The sequence below is a fragment of the Bacteroides sp. AM16-24 genome, assembly GCF_003471885.1.
GTDB lineage: Bacteria > Bacteroidota > Bacteroidia > Bacteroidales > Bacteroidaceae > Bacteroides.
Genome location: NZ_QRKI01000006.1, coordinates 77,020 through 92,878, shown reverse-complemented (window position 1 = coordinate 92,878; position 15,859 = coordinate 77,020). Strand labels below are relative to the sequence as shown.

The following is a 15,859-nucleotide window of genomic DNA, read 5'->3' as shown; positions in this document are numbered from 1 at the left end:
TTCTTTTATGGGGAAATATTAGTTGTTGAAGTGTATTTTTTTACTCTTCGTACATCTTATCTATCAACTCCTTGTAGTTCTTTGCAACTACAGGGCGCTTCAACTTCAAGGTATTAGTCAGTTCACCACGTTCCATGCTGAAAGGTTCGGGTAAAAGAGTAAAGCGCTTCACTTGCTCATAGTGTGCAAACTGCTGTTGCAAGGTATCTATGCGAGCACGGAACAAACCGATCACCTTAGGATGCTGCAGCAGCTCTTCCATATCCTTATATTCAATCCCTTTTTCCTTGGCATAATCTTTCACGAAGCCATAGACCGGAACAATAAGGGCAGACACAAATTTACGCTGGTCGGCAATAATGGCAATCTGATCAATGTAACGATCAATAGCCAGTTTCGTCTCCAACGCTTGCGGACTAATGTATTTTCCGTTGGAAGTTTTAAACAAGTCCTTGATCCGCTCCGTCAGATATAGCTGCCCGTCTTTCATATAACCGGCATCACCGGTATGGAACCAGCCATCTTTATCAATAGCAGCAGCAGTAGCTTCCGCTTTTTTATAATAACCTTTCGTGATAGTCTTTCCACGCAGAAGTATTTCGTTCTCCTCGCCGATTTTCACTTCCACATCGGGCATTATCGTACCTACCGAACCTATTTCATAACCTTTGTTGAGGAAACAGGAGACAGTAGCCGTCGATTCGGTCAGACCATAACCAACCAACATATTGATGCCTACCGAATGAACAAATTCACAGATTTCATCGGGCACGGCAGCTCCCGCAGTAGGGAAGAAATTACCGTTCTCAATACCAATCGTCTTTTTCAATAAAGCATAAACTGTCTTTTCGTAGAACTTATATTTCAGTTGGTTCATCAATGGCGGAGTTTTACCTTTACGCAGATAATCTATGTTATGTATCTTACCTACCTTAATGGCATCCAGCATCATAGCTTTCTTCAAGCCTGTTTCCTGAGCAATCTTCTCCTGCACACCGGCATACACTTTTTCCCAAAAACGGGGAACACTGCACATCAATGTCGGACGGATTTCTTTAATGGTAGTCTGGATATCCACAGGACGGAGGTTAATGCAAATCTGCACGCCTTTATGAATACAAAGATATGTCCATGCTTTCTCGAAGACATGTGTCAAGGGAAGGAAATTCATGGAAACATCCTGATCAGTCATATCTACCAGACGGATATCATGGATACGGAAAGCCTCCATATAGTTAGAGTGATGCAACATTACCCCCTTCGGTTCACCGGTAGTACCGGATGTATAGAGAATGTTCGCAAGGTCATCATCCGATGCACGGGAAGTGCGTTCTTCCACGATATCGTTGTTCGGCAAACCTTTTCCTGTTTCCAGGAACTCGTCGAAATAGATGGAAGTCATGTCACGAGGGTCGCGTACAACAGCCCGGTCGAAGATGATCAATTGCTGCAATGATTGACAAAAGCCAAAAACACTGAAAGCCGCATCATACTGGAATTGCTCGCCTACGAAGATGTAACGTATCTGAGCATCATTGATAATGTACTGTGCCTGTGCCGGTGAACTGGTAGCATACAGAGGTATGGTCACTGCACGGTTAGCAAATGCCCCGAAATCCACATAAAGGCATTCGGGCTTGTTCTGAGAAAAGATTCCTATGTTTTCTTCCTCCTGCACTCCTAACTCTACGAGTGCATTCGCAACTTGTCGAACTGTTTGTGAGAATTGATTCCAAGTGATGGGTATCCACTGCGACGTTTCGTAATCCCTGTATTTCAGAGCCACCTTGTCGCCATACTTCTCTGCCCGTCGATGTACGAGGACAGATAAATGATGATAAGTCATATTATTCATATATTGGTAAATACGGCACAAAGGTAGTGGTTTCATTTGAAACTATTTCTATATTGAGAATTAAATATTTAGTATATATTTCCGCAATATTAGTACTATCCTACTATAAAAAGAAGTGATTACCCTACATTTTTGTTCGTTTTTCCAAAGAAATACAAATATATGTATATATTTGCACCCAATAGTTTTTCAAATATCAATACAATAACTTAACTGACATGAAAAAGATTCTAGCATTAGTCGCCATACTGGCGATAGGTTTAGGGAGTGTAAACGCACAGGAAAGCCTCAGATGGGGTGTCACGGCAGGTATGAACAGTAGTAAATACTCCAATGATTTTTTGAATAGCAGAACAGGCTTCCACGTAGGTGTAAAGGCAGAAATGGCATTGCCGCAAGTTGCTGAAGGTGTTTACCTTGAATTTGGCGGACTATTGACATCGAAAGGTGCTAAGTTTAACTATGGCTCATTGGTAAATCTCAAGCTTAATCCCTATTATCTGGAAATTCCGGTTCATATGGGATATAAATATGTCATAAATGAAAACTTTGCTGTCTTTGGAAATGCAGGCCCTTATGCTGCTATCGGCGTATTCGGTAAAATTAAAGCCAAAGCTGACCTTAGTAGTGCTGGCGGAAACATAGATTGGGAAGAATGGGGGATAGATCCCAGTGATTTAAAAGGTGAAGGATCTGAAAACATATTCGGAAAGGATAAAATGAAACGCTTTGATTTAGGCTTAGGAATTAAAACAGGCGTTGAATTCAATCAGAAATATCAAGTCGCTATTAGCTATGATTGGGGATTGCTTGAAACAATAGACGATAGTGATTGGAAAAACCGTAACCTAATGATTTCCTTCTCCTATATGTTCTAAACAAATATAAGACAATCAGAAAAGGGTGTCAGCAAGCACCCTTTTCTCTTCCCTTCTCTCCTTCTTCCGTACCCTTTTATTCATAAGTACCAATAGCCGAAGAGGCATTTTTATCCTGTCTATTAAGCATATTTCAGTATTTATCCGTAAGTTTGCATCACAATAATTTAACTGATTGAGATATGACTTACGATATACCTACAATGGTTTCTGAGGCAACCGGAGTTCTTAAGTCTCTGATTGCGATTCCTTCCATCAGCCGCGATGAAGAAAAAGCGGCAGATTATCTACAGAATTATATTGAGCTGCAAGGCATGGCAACCGGACGAAAAGGCAATAATATCTGGTGTCTCAGCCCAATGTTCGATTTAAATAAACCCATATTGTTACTAAACTCACATATTGACACCGTGAAAGCCGTGAACGGTTGGCGAAAAGATCCGTTTACCCCAACCCAGGAAAGCAACGGAAAACTATACGGGCTGGGAAGTAATGATGCCGGTGCAAGCGTTGTCAGCCTATTGCAAGTCTTTCTGCAACTCTGCCGTACGACGCAGAAGTACAATCTCATTTATCTTGCTTCCTGTGAAGAAGAAGTGTCCGGAAAGGGTGGTATCGAGTGTGTATTACCGGAACTTCCTCCGATCCACTTTGCCATTGTAGGCGAACCTACAGAGATGCAGCCCGCCATTGCAGAAAAGGGACTAATGGTACTGGATGTAACTGCTTACGGTAAAGCCGGACATGCTGCACGAAACGAAGGAGACAACGCTATATATAAGGTATTAGAAGACATCGCTTGGTTTCGTGACTATCGCTTTGAAAAAGTCTCTCCGCTGTTAGGGCCTGTAAAAATGAGTGTAACACAAATAAATGCAGGTACACAGCACAATGTCATTCCCGACCGCTGCACTTTTGTAGTAGATATCCGCAGCAACGAATGTTATAGCAATCAGGAACTATTTACTGAAATACAAAAACATATTTCTTGCGAAGCCAAAGCACGTTCGTTCCGCTTAAGTTCTTCTCACGTAGAAGAACAACATCCGATAGTACAGCGTGCCGTAGCAATGGGACGTGTACCTTTTGGTTCTCCTACCCTCTCCGACCAGGCACTAATGTCATTTCCCTCGCTCAAAATGGGTCCGGGAAAGAGTAGCCGTTCACACACGGCAGATGAGTTCATTTTCATTCAGGAAATAGAAGAGGCTATCGGGTTATATCTGGAACTACTGGACGGAGCAACCATTGATATCTAATCCCTCCCACTTCCATATAAGGGGATAAAGACATCTGACATAAGGGACAAAGACATCAAAGCCAAGAGATTATCGCATCAAGATACTGGCAGTTTCAGGTGCTAACCAAGGTTGACAGGCCTGTTAACCTTGGTCAACGGGCCTGTTAACTGCCGTTGACAAGCCTGTCAACCTTGGTTAACACCCGATTATCCTTTAGGAAAAATAAAAGAATCAATAAGGTAAAACAAAACTATACCTGATACGCTACCTATTCAGCCACGGCTCCGGATTCAGTTTCTCCTTCTCCTTACGCAACTGGAAGTGAAGTACCGTACGTCCATTGTCCGCACCATCCGAGAATACTTGTCCGAGGACTTGCCGGGTAGTTACAGTATCGCCCGTCTTCACTGAGGCTGAAGATAAGTTACAGTAGACAGATATGTAGTTTCCATGACGGATTAAGATATTGAAAAGACCGTTCAGCTGGAAAACAGCAGCCACCTTTCCATTAAAGATAGCACGTGCCTGTGCACCGGGCTTGCCTTGAATATCTATCCCTTTATTATCCAGTTTCACATTACGAAGCCCCTCTACAGAATACTGTCCATAGCGGCTGGTTATAATATAAGGTCCGGTAATAGGCATTGGCAACTTGCCACGGTTACTGACAAAGCTACCGGAAAGTTCCCGGTCTGCCTTATCCATCGTATAAGTTTCAAGAGGCGCCGCTTTCTTCGTTGTAGCCTTTTCGGAAGAAGAAGTTGCAGCCGATTTCGTTTCTTTGGCAGCAGCTTTTTTACGGGCAGCAGCTTCCTTGCGGGCTTCTTCAGCTGCACGTTTACGGGCTTTCTCTATTTCCTCGGCTATCAAACGATCGATACGTGCATTCAACTGGTTGGCTTCCTTACGCTTTTTATTGAGTTCATTTTGCAAACCGCGTTGTTTCTTCTGCAGGTTGGCCACCAAAGTCCTCTTTTCTTTTTCCTGAGCTTCCAACTTTTCTTTCTCGACTTCACGCTCTTTCAGTAAACTGGCTTTCGCTTTCTTTACCTGTTGCAGTTCTGTTTTCTTTTGATTGACCTGTTCTTGTTTTTTCAGAATCTCTTCGCCTTGCAGACGCTGATAGTCGGCATATTCGCGCACATAGCGCAAACGGCGATACGTCTGCGACAGTGTTTTGGCCGAAAGAATAAAAAGAAGTTTATCCTGAACGGAACGATTCTTATACAGATATTGGACAGAAGACTCATACTTCTTTTTCTTATCCTTCAAATCGTTTTCAAGGCGAACCAATTGCCGTTCCAGTTTGGAGAGTTCACGGTCTATAGTTTCCATATCATTATTGATGGTAAGGATGTACCGTTTCCGTTCTTCTATCTGTCCGGTAAGGGCGGCAAGCCCGTTCAACTGACTACCTACATCTTTCTTTGTAGTATTCAAGAGTGTTTCCGACTCAGCTATCTGCTTTTGCAAAGCGCCCCGTTTACTTTCCAACTCCTTTATCATCTTGTTGGATTGGGCACAAAGCGGCAGAGCCAGACAGAAACAACCTATGAAGATACAAAGAAAATGTCTCATAACTTCGCCAACATCTCTAAAAGTTCAGTCCATTCAACTTTAGTATATCTGGAAGACACCTGAGTAGGTGTCAACGATATCTCTTTGTTCGAGAAGTCGGTAAGAACAATTTTACCCTTCTCTAAAGAAGGGATACCCAGTTCTTTGCCCGTCAAAGTGGCCTTACCACCGGGTTTGGCAGCATCAAAAAGAATCTTTTCCAGATGGGCAAAGTCTGCCTTCCTGGGCAAGATATCCTTCAATTCTTTGCGGGTAGCCTGAACATAACGTTTTCCCATACGATCTACGATCAGTACATCGTTGGGAGTGATTTCCAATCGAGCTATTTCACTGCGAAGAATAGGCATCAAAAAAGAAAGTTGCATACGTTCTCCGCTCACAAGCTTCATTGTACCATTCACTGTAACTGTACCTCCTTTATTAGGAATGGTCAGTTGTACCTTAGAAGACAAATAGCGAGGTTCTCCTGTTGATGAAGTCATTCTCCGGGAAGTTTTACAGCCGGAAAGACCTACCACTAGACTTAGGAGAAGCAAAAAGGGCAGGATACGAATACGTCCTGCTATGTTGTATTTGCTGTGTAATACTCTCATTCTGGTATATATTTCTTTTTCTCAATCTTCTTTTTCAAAGTTTTGGACTCACTGCCCATTTCCTGGGCCTGCTTCCAATACTTCAAGGCACCTTCCACATCACCGGTCATATAATAGATATCACCGCAATGCTCTACAATGGTGTCACTCTTATCACCCTCATTCTTCATAGCATCGTCTATATAAAGGCGTGCTTCAGCATAATTGCCTTTCTCAAATAAAATCCAGGCATAAGTATCCAGGTAAGTAGAATTATTCGGCTCAGCCTTCACGGTTTTATAACTCATTTCCTCCGCTTTATCCAGATCACGACGTTCCAAAGAAAGATAATAAGCATAGTTATTCATGGCTCCGATATTCGCCGAATTGTAAACCAATGCAGAATCGTATGCGGCATAGGCCTCTGCATTCATCTTTTTCGTATGATAAATATCACCCATGATGGCATAGAAATCCGAAACGACTTCTTTCTTGCTCTTTTCCGTAATGTTTTCCAATGCCTTCTGGCAAACGGCAAGTGCATCGTCTGCCCGTTCTGCCTGATTATAAGCTATAGCAAGATAGAAATAGAACTCCAACATATCCGGATTGGATTCAACGCCTGCCTCACAAAGCCGGATCACTTCTTTATAATCTTCCTTACGAACCGCTTCACCCAGAAGCGTCATACGGGCGGCTGTGTTGGTAGGATCTATGTCCAACACCTGTTCCAGCACAGGCATTGTCTCTTTATTCATCCCCTTGGAAAGGAGATATTGGGCATAGAGCATAGGCATTTGTGCATCGTCCTGATCCTGTTCCAAGATACGGTCGAAAAGAGTAATCACGCGAGTACTATCCTTGCCTGCCCGTTCATTCTCAACCACAAACTGGCGCATCACATTCAATTTAGTATCGGAAGGTACTTTCTTGTTCAGCAAAAGGGTATCCAATTGCTGTTCATAGAGTTCTTTCTGTCCGGTCTGCTCATAGTAGGATGCCAGTGAGTACATGGCCATGGCATTATCCGGCTCGGTAGCAAGTACCTTCTTGTACATGTTGTAAGCTTCATCCTTTTTGCCATTCTGCATATAGACATCCCCCAGCACTACTTGATAACGCATATCCATCGGATATTCTTCCACCAGACTTTCAATCTCACGGAAAGCACTCTGATTATCTTTCATCTGTAAGTAGATGCGGAATTTCTCCATACTGAGCTGCTCGTTCTTACCCATTTTTTCTTCCAGACGATTCAGAGTAGTAATCACATTATCATACTCTTCCAAACGATTATATATTTCCAGCAAGCTGTACAGAGCATCCATCTTATCCGGGAAGCGGGTGACCATGCTTTCCAGCAAGTCAGTAGCCTTTTGCATCTCGTTCTGTTGTTGGTACAGGCTTGCCAGTCCCTGACTATACCAGTAATTATCCGGATCATTCTCCACAGCTTTTTCTAAAGCTGCCTGTCCCTGGGGAACTTGTTTAAGGAACATGTAATATTGCGATATTTCATATAGAGCCGATGACGCATTCGGATTGATGCTCAGACAGTGCTGCAACAAATCGAAAGCAGCTCCATAATCATTTTGCATCTTCAGGCGGGAGGCTTCCAGAAAGAAGTAATCGTATTTACGCTGTTGTTCGGGCGTAAGCATAACCTGCGTCTTCATCCCTTTCCGTTGCTTCTTACCTCCCTGACGGGAAGTGCCACACGATACAAGTAACGCGCACAACAAGAAAAGCGATAGTATGTTAAATCTAATCTTCATCATCAGTTGCAATTATCAATGTTACACTCCCGTATGGCCGAAACCACCGGCACCGCGCACCGTTTCATCCAACACTTCCACTTCCTGCCAAGTGGCTTGTTCGTGGCGTGCTATCACCATCTGGGCTACACGTTCCCCATCTTCTATCACAAAAGTCTCCGATGACAGGTTTACAAGGATGATACAAACTTCCCCACGGTAATCGGCATCAATCGTTCCCGGAGAGTTCAACACAGTAATACCTTTCTTTATAGCCAAACCACTGCGAGGACGTACTTGTGCTTCGAATCCCGGCGGCAGGGCAATATATAATCCTGTAGGTACTAGGCAACGCTGCATCGGAGCTAACGAAATAGGTTCTGAAAGATTAGCACGGATGTCCATTCCTGCGGACAGTTCGGTGGCATAAGCCGGAAGCGGATGTTTCGATTTATTAATGATTTGTACGTTCATATTCAAGTCGTTTACTATATTAACGGGCGAAAATACGGAATTTGAAGCAAAATAATGATACATTTGCAGTTAAATAATAACAAAGTAACCATGATGAATTGGAATACCCTCATATCTGCCAAGCGTTTCGGACTGGAAGAGTTTCATCAGGAGCGTCACGAAAACCGTTCAGAGTTCCAGCGTGACTATGACCGTCTCGTTTTTTCAGCTCCTTTCCGCCGCTTGCAGAACAAAACACAAGTCTTTCCCCTTCCGGGTAGTATTTTCGTACACAACCGCCTGACACATAGTCTGGAAGTATCCTGTGTAGGCCGGTCATTAGGGACTGATGTAGCCAAGGCAATCCTTGCCCGTCAACCCGAACTGCAAAATTCTTATCTTCCAGAAATAGGTTCCATCGTATCAGCAGCCTGCCTGGCACACGATTTAGGCAATCCCCCTTTCGGACACTCCGGAGAGCGAGCCATCTCCACTTTCTTCTCCGAAGGAAAAGGTATGGCACTGAAAGAACAGCTGCCTGCCGCACAATGGGAAGACTTGACACATTTTGAAGGAAATGCCAATGCCTTCCGCTTACTCACCCATCAGTTCGAAGGACGGCGTAAAGGTGGCTTCGTACTTACCTACTCCACTCTGGCAAGTATCGTAAAATACCCCTTTTCATCGAGTTTAGCCGGCAAAAAGTCTAAATTCGGTTTCTTCACTACGGAAGAAGAAAGTTTCCGACGGATAGCCGAAGAACTGGGTATGAAAAGATTGAATGATGATCCACTGAAATATGCCCGCCATCCACTCGTCTATCTGGTAGAAGCGGCAGACGACATCTGTTACCAGATGATGGATATTGAAGATGCCCATAAACTAAAGATACTCACCACAGGAGAAACACAGGATTTACTCCTCTCCTATTTCCCGGAAGAGCGCAAAGCACATATGCTCAAAACGCTCGACATTGTCAGTGACGTTAATGAGCAGATTGCCTATTTGCGTTCCTGTGTCATCGGATTACTGATCCAGGAATGCACCCAAGCCTTCCTGAACAATGAAGAAAAGATATTGGAAGGAGAATTCCAAGGAAGTCTCATCAAACATATATCCGAACTGCCTGCCAGTGCTTACAATCATTGTGCCGACATTTCTTTAAAGAAGATTTATCGCTCACGCGATGTATTGGATATTGAACTTGCCGGTTTCCGCATCATCAGTACTCTGCTCGACTTAATGATAGATGCCGTTCGTTCACCTGAGAAGGCTTACTCACAGCTACTCATCAACCGGGTATCCGGCCAGTATAATATAAAAGCGCCCATACTCTATGAAAGAATACAGGCGGTATTGGATTATATCTCCGGTATGACAGATGTCTTCGCTCTCGACCTCTATAGGAAAATAAATGGGAATAGTCTTCCGGCAGTATGAGATAACAGAATTCCAAATTTAGCTATTCTATGTTCAAAAACATCCAATAACGGCATTTGAGACTCCTAAACGATTAATGATGCATCAATAACCTTAAATCTTTTTTTTATATTTGCCCAGCCTTCTACCTCATTCAGGTGTCAGCATTTAAAGAAAAGAATTTGAAAGATGATTGATTTATATAGAATAGAACTAAATTAAATATCTACTATTATGAAGAACTTTTATGTATTTCTTGTTAGTGCCTTATTCCTACTACCCACAGTACAAGCTGTAGAAACGGATTACAGGCAGGGGCTTTCTATCTGGTTCGACACTCCCAACAGCTTAACCGGACAAGCTGTATGGTTACGCAGCAATGGCAACCGGGGAGCTAATCTCGACCGGGAATGGGAAAGCCGGTCACTTCCAATCGGAAACGGTAGTTTGGGAGCTAATATTCTGGGGTCGGTTGCCGCCGAAAGAATTACCCTCAATGAAAAAACGCTTTGGAGAGGCGGACCTAATACGTCCGGTGGTGCCGACTATTATTGGAACGTTAACAAACAATCCGCCCCTATTCTAAAAGAAATCAGGCAGGCATTCACCGAAGGAAACGGAGAGAAAGCAGCACAACTGACCCGCAAAAACTTCAACGGATTAGCTGCTTATGAAGAAAAAGACGAACACCCGTTCCGATTCGGCTCATTCACCACGATGGGAGAACTTTATATAGAAACCGATTTAAGTGAACTACGAATGAAGAACTACCGCCGCATATTATCTTTGGATTCAGCCATGGCCGTGGTACAATTCGACAAAGAAGGCGTGCAATACCGCCGCAAGTATTTCATATCTTACCCGGACAGTGTGATGGCAATGGAGTTCTCCGCCGATAAAGCAGGAAAGCAGAATCTTGTATTGAGCTATGCCCCAAACCCGGAAGCCCAAAGCAATATACGTACCGATGGAACCGACGGTTTAGTGTATACCGGAGTCCTGAACAATAACGGAATGAAATTTGCTTTCCGCATCAAAGCGATTGCAAAAGGCGGAACCGTTATAGCACAGAATGACCGGTTGATAGTGAAGGGTGCCGACCGGGTAGTATTCCTGCTCACCGCAGACACCGACTACAAGATGAACTTCAATCCGGATTTCAAAAATCCGAAAACTTACGTAGGCGATGATCCGGAACTCACAACGCAATCCATGATGAACCAAGCGTTGTTGAAAGGATATGAGACATTGGCTAACAACCATAAAGCAGACTATACGGCACTGTTCAACAGAGTTAAACTGACCTTAAACCCCGATGTTACCGGGTCCGATTTGCCAACCTACCAGCGTTTGGCAAACTACCGGAAAGGACAACCGGACTTCCGCCTGGAGGAACTGTACTATCAATTCGGGCGCTACCTGTTGATAGCCAGTTCACGACCGGGAAATCTACCGGCCAACTTGCAAGGAATGTGGCACAATAACCTGGACGGCCCTTGGCGTGTGGATTACCATAATAACATCAATATTCAGATGAACTACTGGCCAGCCGGTCCTACGAATCTTAGCGAATGTACCTGGCCGTTGATCGACTTTATCCGGGGATTAGTGAAACCGGGTGAGAAAACTGCACAAGCCTACTTTGCCGCACGCGGCTGGACAGCTTCCATTTCTGCCAATATATTTGGATTTACCTCACCGCTTTCCAGTGAGATAATGGCATGGAATTTTAACCCGATGGCCGGTCCGTGGCTGGCAACGCATATCTGGGAGTATTATGACTACACGAGAGACCGGAACTTCTTGAAAGAGGTTGGCTATGATCTGATTAAGAGCAGTGCACAATTCACTGTAGATTATCTGTGGCACAAGCCAGACGGTACCTATACAGCCGCTCCCTCTACATCCCCCGAACACGGTCCGGTTGACGAAGGCGCCACCTTTGTACATGCCGTAGTGCGTGAGATTCTTCTGGATGCCATTGAAGCAAGTAAAGTACTGGGCGTAGACAGCAGAGAACGCAAGCATTGGCAAGAAGTGCTGGCCCACCTTGTTCCTTACAAAATAGGACGCTACGGACAATTACTGGAATGGTCGAAAGACATCGATGATCCCAACGACAAACATCGTCATGTAAACCATTTATTCGGTTTGCATCCAGGACGCACACTTTCACCAGTAACTACTCCGGAACTGGCAAAAGCAGCAAGAATCGTGTTAGAACACCGTGGTGACGGAGCAACCGGCTGGAGTATGGGATGGAAGTTAAACCAATGGGCAAGACTTCAGGATGGTAATCACGCATATACCCTGTTCGGCAATCTGCTGAAAAACGGCACTCTGGATAACCTGTGGGATACACATGCACCATTCCAAATAGACGGAAACTTTGGAGGAACAGCTGGTGTAACAGAAATGCTCCTGCAAAGCCACATGGGCTTCATTCAGTTGTTACCAGCACTACCGGACGCCTGGAAAGACGGGCTGGTAAGTGGGCTTTGCGCCAAAGGAAACTTTGAGGTTTCCATCTCTTGGAAAAACAATCGGCTGGATGAGGCAATACTTGTATCAAAAGCAGGGACTCCATGTACTGTCAGATATGGAGACAAGACACTTTCATTCAAAACTATAAAAGGAAAGGTGTATAAAATCAAAGCCGACGGAGATAAACTGATGCAAATCCAATAGAAGTTTTAGCTACACCAAAGAAAATAAGAAAGCGGAGAGTGAGTTCATTCTCCGCTTTCTTATTTTTATTCAGCACTTTTCATCTACTTGGAAAGAAAACTTTATTAGCTCCGGAGGTCAGTTTACATGACTCCGGTTCGTTTTCTATGAACGACTGGATATGACGGATGCGCTTTTCTGCCAAGATTTCGTCTACAGCAATCAGAATGCCGGTTTCTTCTACATCACCGAAACCATAGTTAATGGCAGTACCGAACATACGCATAGTCGGACTCAAACTCATGTAAGCATTCACCAACGGCGGAATGTTATACCCCAACTTACGTATCTCACAATTCAATATTTTATAGTCTTCCTTAAAGGTATTCTTACAGAACAAAGCAGCCAAATCCTCCTCCTTAGCTTCCATTTCAAGCGGTTTCATCGGAGTTATCAAATTTTCCTTATCCCCAAAATGTTTCTTCAGGAAATAAAGAATCATGTCTCTTCCCTGACGATGATAACTTGGATACATAGTTACTTTACCAAAGAAATACTTCACATTGGGCATTACCACCGTCAGTGCTCCTAAGCCGTCCCACAGATTATCCAATGCAAATAAGCCTTTACTACCGGCACGGGTAGATTGATACTCAACTGTAACAAACGAACGTCCCAACTCAATGGTAGTAGGGAGATACTCCTTCAAAAACTTTTCAGAGAAATTGAACATGTGGGCTGTAGCCAAAATGGGAGCCCCCTTTTCGTCATACCGAACGTCTGTACCAAGAAGGTAACGATAACCACCTAATATCTCTTCCGCCTCCGGATTCCAGACAATCAACTGTTTGTAGGGATTTTCCATGATATCGTATTCATCGATATCCAGCGGTTTTCCTGTACCTCCGCCTGCTGCACGAAAAGCGATCTCACGTAAACGTCCGATTTCTCTCATTATATTCGGAGAATCCTGAGCTGTAATGATATAAATCTGATTATGGCTCTTATTCGTCATACGCAGACGCTTCTCTTCGGTCAGTTCCGCTTTCAGAAGCTCCTTACTTATAGGTTCAATAATCTCTTCCATATATTCTTGTTAGTAGTTCTTTAATTCACTTTATACCTTATCACTTTACAACTTATATACGATATCCTTCACATAGGCCGCCCACTCGGTAGGAGTCTTTGATTTATCAAATGTCTGCCAGGAGATAGGTTTCCCAATGGTTACGGTAAACGTTTTATGACGATTCTTCAGCATCTCATCCGCAAGATAGAGCATAGCTATATTAACCTTAATACCCAGGAATTTGCAGATGTTAGCCAAATTATAAAAAAAGTTCGAATTCCGGCCCTCGAAATGAATAGGGACAACATCACGATGTGCCTGCACACTCTTCACGACAAAGGTCTTTTTCCAATCCAAGTCACGGATCACCCCATTCTGACGGCGAGAACACAACCCGGCCGGAAACATAATCAATTGATCATCGGATGCAAAGCCTGCTTCCACCATTCTCGGAAAATCTTTTGCCTGTTTTCCGGTCTTATTAATAGGTATACAGAGAGGGGCTAATCCTTGCAGGTTCATCAGCAAGTCATTTACCATATACTTCACCTTACCATTATAAAAAGAACCCAGTATATATCCCAAAGCCACACCATCCTGACCTCCCAATGGATGATTGGAGACAAAGGTGTAAAGTCCTTCTTTCGGTAGATTTTCTTCTCCCTTCACCACGATATTGGCATCCAGAAATTCCAGGCAGGCTTTTAAAAAGTCTACGCCCACTTTATCCTTAGAATCGCGCAGGAAAACATTCAGTTCTTCCTGATGAACAATTCTTTTCAGATAAGAAACTACGAATCCGGGGATGTACTTATAGTACTTCGGAGCCTTTTCCCGGAGTACTTTATCAATATCAATCAAAAATAAAGAGTCGTCAGCCATTCTTTTTAAGATGAAATGATTGCGCAAAATTAACTCATCTTTTTAATTATACGCAATAAAATTGTCTAAAACTGCACCCAAAAACAAACAAAAGACGCCCAAAAACTATCAATTGATAGTTTTTGCCCTAAAGATTACTTGAAATGCGTCCATCGGAGTTAGATAACTTTCGTAAAATTGCAACATCAAAAGTCAAACAAACGAATAACTATATAAAAAAGGAGAACGATATGAACAGTATTACATTCCAAAAAGATTTGCTCGGAGTACAAAACGATTTATTACGTTTCGCATACAAATTAACCTCCGACCGTGAAGAAGCAAATGATTTGCTTCAGGAAACCTCATTAAAGGCATTGGACAATGAAGATAAATATGTACCGGACACTAATTTCAAAGGCTGGATGTACACCATCATGCGCAATATCTTTATTAATAACTATCGCAAGGTGGTTCGCGACCAGACCTTCGTAGACCAGACAGATAATCTTTATCATCTTAATCTGCCACAGGAATCCGGATTTCAAAGCACCGAAAGCGCTTATGACCTGAAAGAGATGCACCGCATAGTAAATGCCTTGCCACGCGAATATAAGATTCCATTCTCTATGCATGTATCCGGTTTCAAATACCGCGAAATTGCAGAAAAGCTGGGATTGCCCTTAGGCACAGTAAAGAGTCGCATATTCTTTACCCGCCAAAAGTTACAGCAGGAACTGAAAGACTTCAGATAACCTGACTGGCAAGATAAAACCAAGTATCACCTTATTCAACCTAAACCGATAACGTTTTGATATAGCACCTGAAAACTATCAATTGACCACCCAAAAACTATCAATTGATAGTTTTCCCCCCATTTAATGCGAGAATTCCGTCCGTTAAAGTGATGCATTCTTCGTAAAATTGCAAAGTCAAAAGGCAAAACAAAAGAATAACTATTGAAAAGGAGAATTGATTATGAATAACAGTATTACATTCCAAAAAGAATTGCTCGGGGTACAAGGCGATTTATTACGCTTTGCATACAAATTAACCTCGGACCACGAAGAAGCAAACGACCTACTCCAGGAAACCTCTTTAAAGGCGTTAGATAACGAAGATAAATATGCACCTGATACGAATTTCAAAGGATGGATGTATACCATCATGCGTAACATCTTTATCAACAACTACCGTAAAGTAGTTCGCGATCAGACTTTCGTAGACCAAACAGATAATCTCTATCATCTCAACTTACCGCAGGATTCGGGATTCGATTGCACGGAAAGCGCTTATGACCTGAAAGAGATGCACCGTATAGTAAATGCTCTGCCCCGTGAATATAAAATTCCGTTCTCAATGCACGTATCCGGTTTCAAATACCGCGAAATTGCAGAGAAGCTGGGATTACCATTAGGTACAGTAAAAAGCCGTATCTTCTTTACCCGACAGAAGTTACAACAAGAATTGAAAGATTTTGTTTAAGAATAAAGAATAATAATAAGCAGAATC

Annotated in this window: 13 protein-coding genes; 6 read left to right on the top strand and 7 right to left on the bottom strand. The window is 43.1% G+C overall.

The window, feature by feature from the left end; all coding sequences use genetic code 11:
* Nucleotides 1–40 precede the first annotated feature (40 nt).
* The gene (locus DW182_RS09205; protein ID WP_115503820.1) at nucleotides 41–1,846 is read right to left on the bottom strand and encodes a long-chain fatty acid--CoA ligase; all 1,806 of its coding nucleotides are present in this window, start codon (nucleotides 1,844–1,846) and stop codon (nucleotides 41–43) included.
* 227 nt (nucleotides 1,847–2,073) lie between these two features.
* On the opposite strand from DW182_RS09205, the gene DW182_RS09200 reads away from it, so the two are divergent.
* Together DW182_RS09200 and DW182_RS09195 are read left to right on the top strand one after the other, a co-directional pair.
* Nucleotides 2,074–2,733, top strand: a complete 660-nt coding sequence (locus tag DW182_RS09200; protein ID WP_044533570.1) for a porin family protein — start codon at nucleotides 2,074–2,076, stop codon at nucleotides 2,731–2,733.
* Nucleotides 2,734–2,915: 182 nt separating this feature from the next.
* On the top strand, nucleotides 2,916–3,992 hold the full coding sequence (locus DW182_RS09195; protein ID WP_118295313.1) for a M20 family metallo-hydrolase: 1,077 nt from the start codon (nucleotides 2,916–2,918) through the stop codon (nucleotides 3,990–3,992).
* Nucleotides 3,993–4,238: 246 nt separating this feature from the next.
* Here the strand turns inward: DW182_RS09195 and DW182_RS09190 are convergent, their stop codons facing one another.
* From DW182_RS09190 to dut, 4 genes are read right to left on the bottom strand one after another with little or no spacing between them, the layout of a single operon-like run.
* Complete coding sequence (locus DW182_RS09190; RefSeq protein ID WP_118295312.1) at nucleotides 4,239–5,552, bottom strand: murein hydrolase activator EnvC; 1,314 nt, start codon at nucleotides 5,550–5,552, stop codon at nucleotides 4,239–4,241.
* Nucleotides 5,549–6,145, bottom strand: coding sequence for a DUF4292 domain-containing protein (locus DW182_RS09185; protein WP_117708013.1), 597 nt, complete (start codon nucleotides 6,143–6,145; stop codon nucleotides 5,549–5,551). Before DW182_RS09185 ends, DW182_RS09190 begins: the two co-directional genes overlap by 4 nt.
* Nucleotides 6,142–7,902 (bottom strand): tetratricopeptide repeat protein, encoded by a 1,761-nt coding sequence (locus DW182_RS09180; RefSeq protein WP_117708012.1) that lies wholly within the window; start codon nucleotides 7,900–7,902, stop codon nucleotides 6,142–6,144. The genes DW182_RS09185 and DW182_RS09180 overlap by 4 nt, the downstream gene beginning before the upstream one ends.
* Nucleotides 7,903–7,920: 18 nt before the next feature.
* Complete coding sequence (gene dut, locus DW182_RS09175; protein ID WP_021968203.1) at nucleotides 7,921–8,352, bottom strand: dUTP diphosphatase; 432 nt, start codon at nucleotides 8,350–8,352, stop codon at nucleotides 7,921–7,923.
* 90 nt (nucleotides 8,353–8,442) lie between these two features.
* Between dut and DW182_RS09170 the strand changes: the two genes are divergently transcribed.
* Both DW182_RS09170 and DW182_RS09165 read left to right on the top strand, forming a co-directional pair.
* The gene (locus DW182_RS09170) at nucleotides 8,443–9,771 is read left to right on the top strand and encodes a deoxyguanosinetriphosphate triphosphohydrolase (protein ID WP_021968202.1); all 1,329 of its coding nucleotides are present in this window, start codon (nucleotides 8,443–8,445) and stop codon (nucleotides 9,769–9,771) included.
* A gap of 213 nt (nucleotides 9,772–9,984) precedes the next feature.
* Nucleotides 9,985–12,438: a glycoside hydrolase N-terminal domain-containing protein gene (locus tag DW182_RS09165; RefSeq protein WP_118295311.1), complete on the top strand. Its 2,454-nt coding sequence runs from the start codon at nucleotides 9,985–9,987 to the stop codon at nucleotides 12,436–12,438.
* 79 nt (nucleotides 12,439–12,517) lie between these two features.
* On the opposite strand, the gene DW182_RS09160 is transcribed toward DW182_RS09165, so the two are convergent.
* Nucleotides 12,518–13,504 (bottom strand): GNAT family N-acetyltransferase, encoded by a 987-nt coding sequence (locus DW182_RS09160; RefSeq protein ID WP_044532718.1) that lies wholly within the window; start codon nucleotides 13,502–13,504, stop codon nucleotides 12,518–12,520.
* Nucleotides 13,505–13,549: 45 nt separating this feature from the next.
* Nucleotides 13,550–14,368 carry a 1-acyl-sn-glycerol-3-phosphate acyltransferase gene (locus DW182_RS09155; RefSeq protein ID WP_044532717.1) on the bottom strand — a complete coding sequence of 273 codons (819 nt, stop codon included), beginning with the start codon at nucleotides 14,366–14,368 and terminating at the stop codon, nucleotides 13,550–13,552.
* Nucleotides 14,369–14,598: 230 nt separating this feature from the next.
* Here DW182_RS09155 and DW182_RS09150 point away from each other — a divergent pair, with 230 nt between their 5' ends.
* Entirely contained in the window at nucleotides 14,599–15,102 is a 504-nt protein-coding gene (locus DW182_RS09150) for an RNA polymerase sigma factor (protein WP_007660711.1), read from the top strand.
* 223 nt (nucleotides 15,103–15,325) lie between these two features.
* Nucleotides 15,326–15,832, top strand: coding sequence for an RNA polymerase sigma factor (locus tag DW182_RS09145; RefSeq protein ID WP_007660712.1), 507 nt, complete (start codon nucleotides 15,326–15,328; stop codon nucleotides 15,830–15,832).
* Nucleotides 15,833–15,859: the final 27 nt, after the last annotated feature.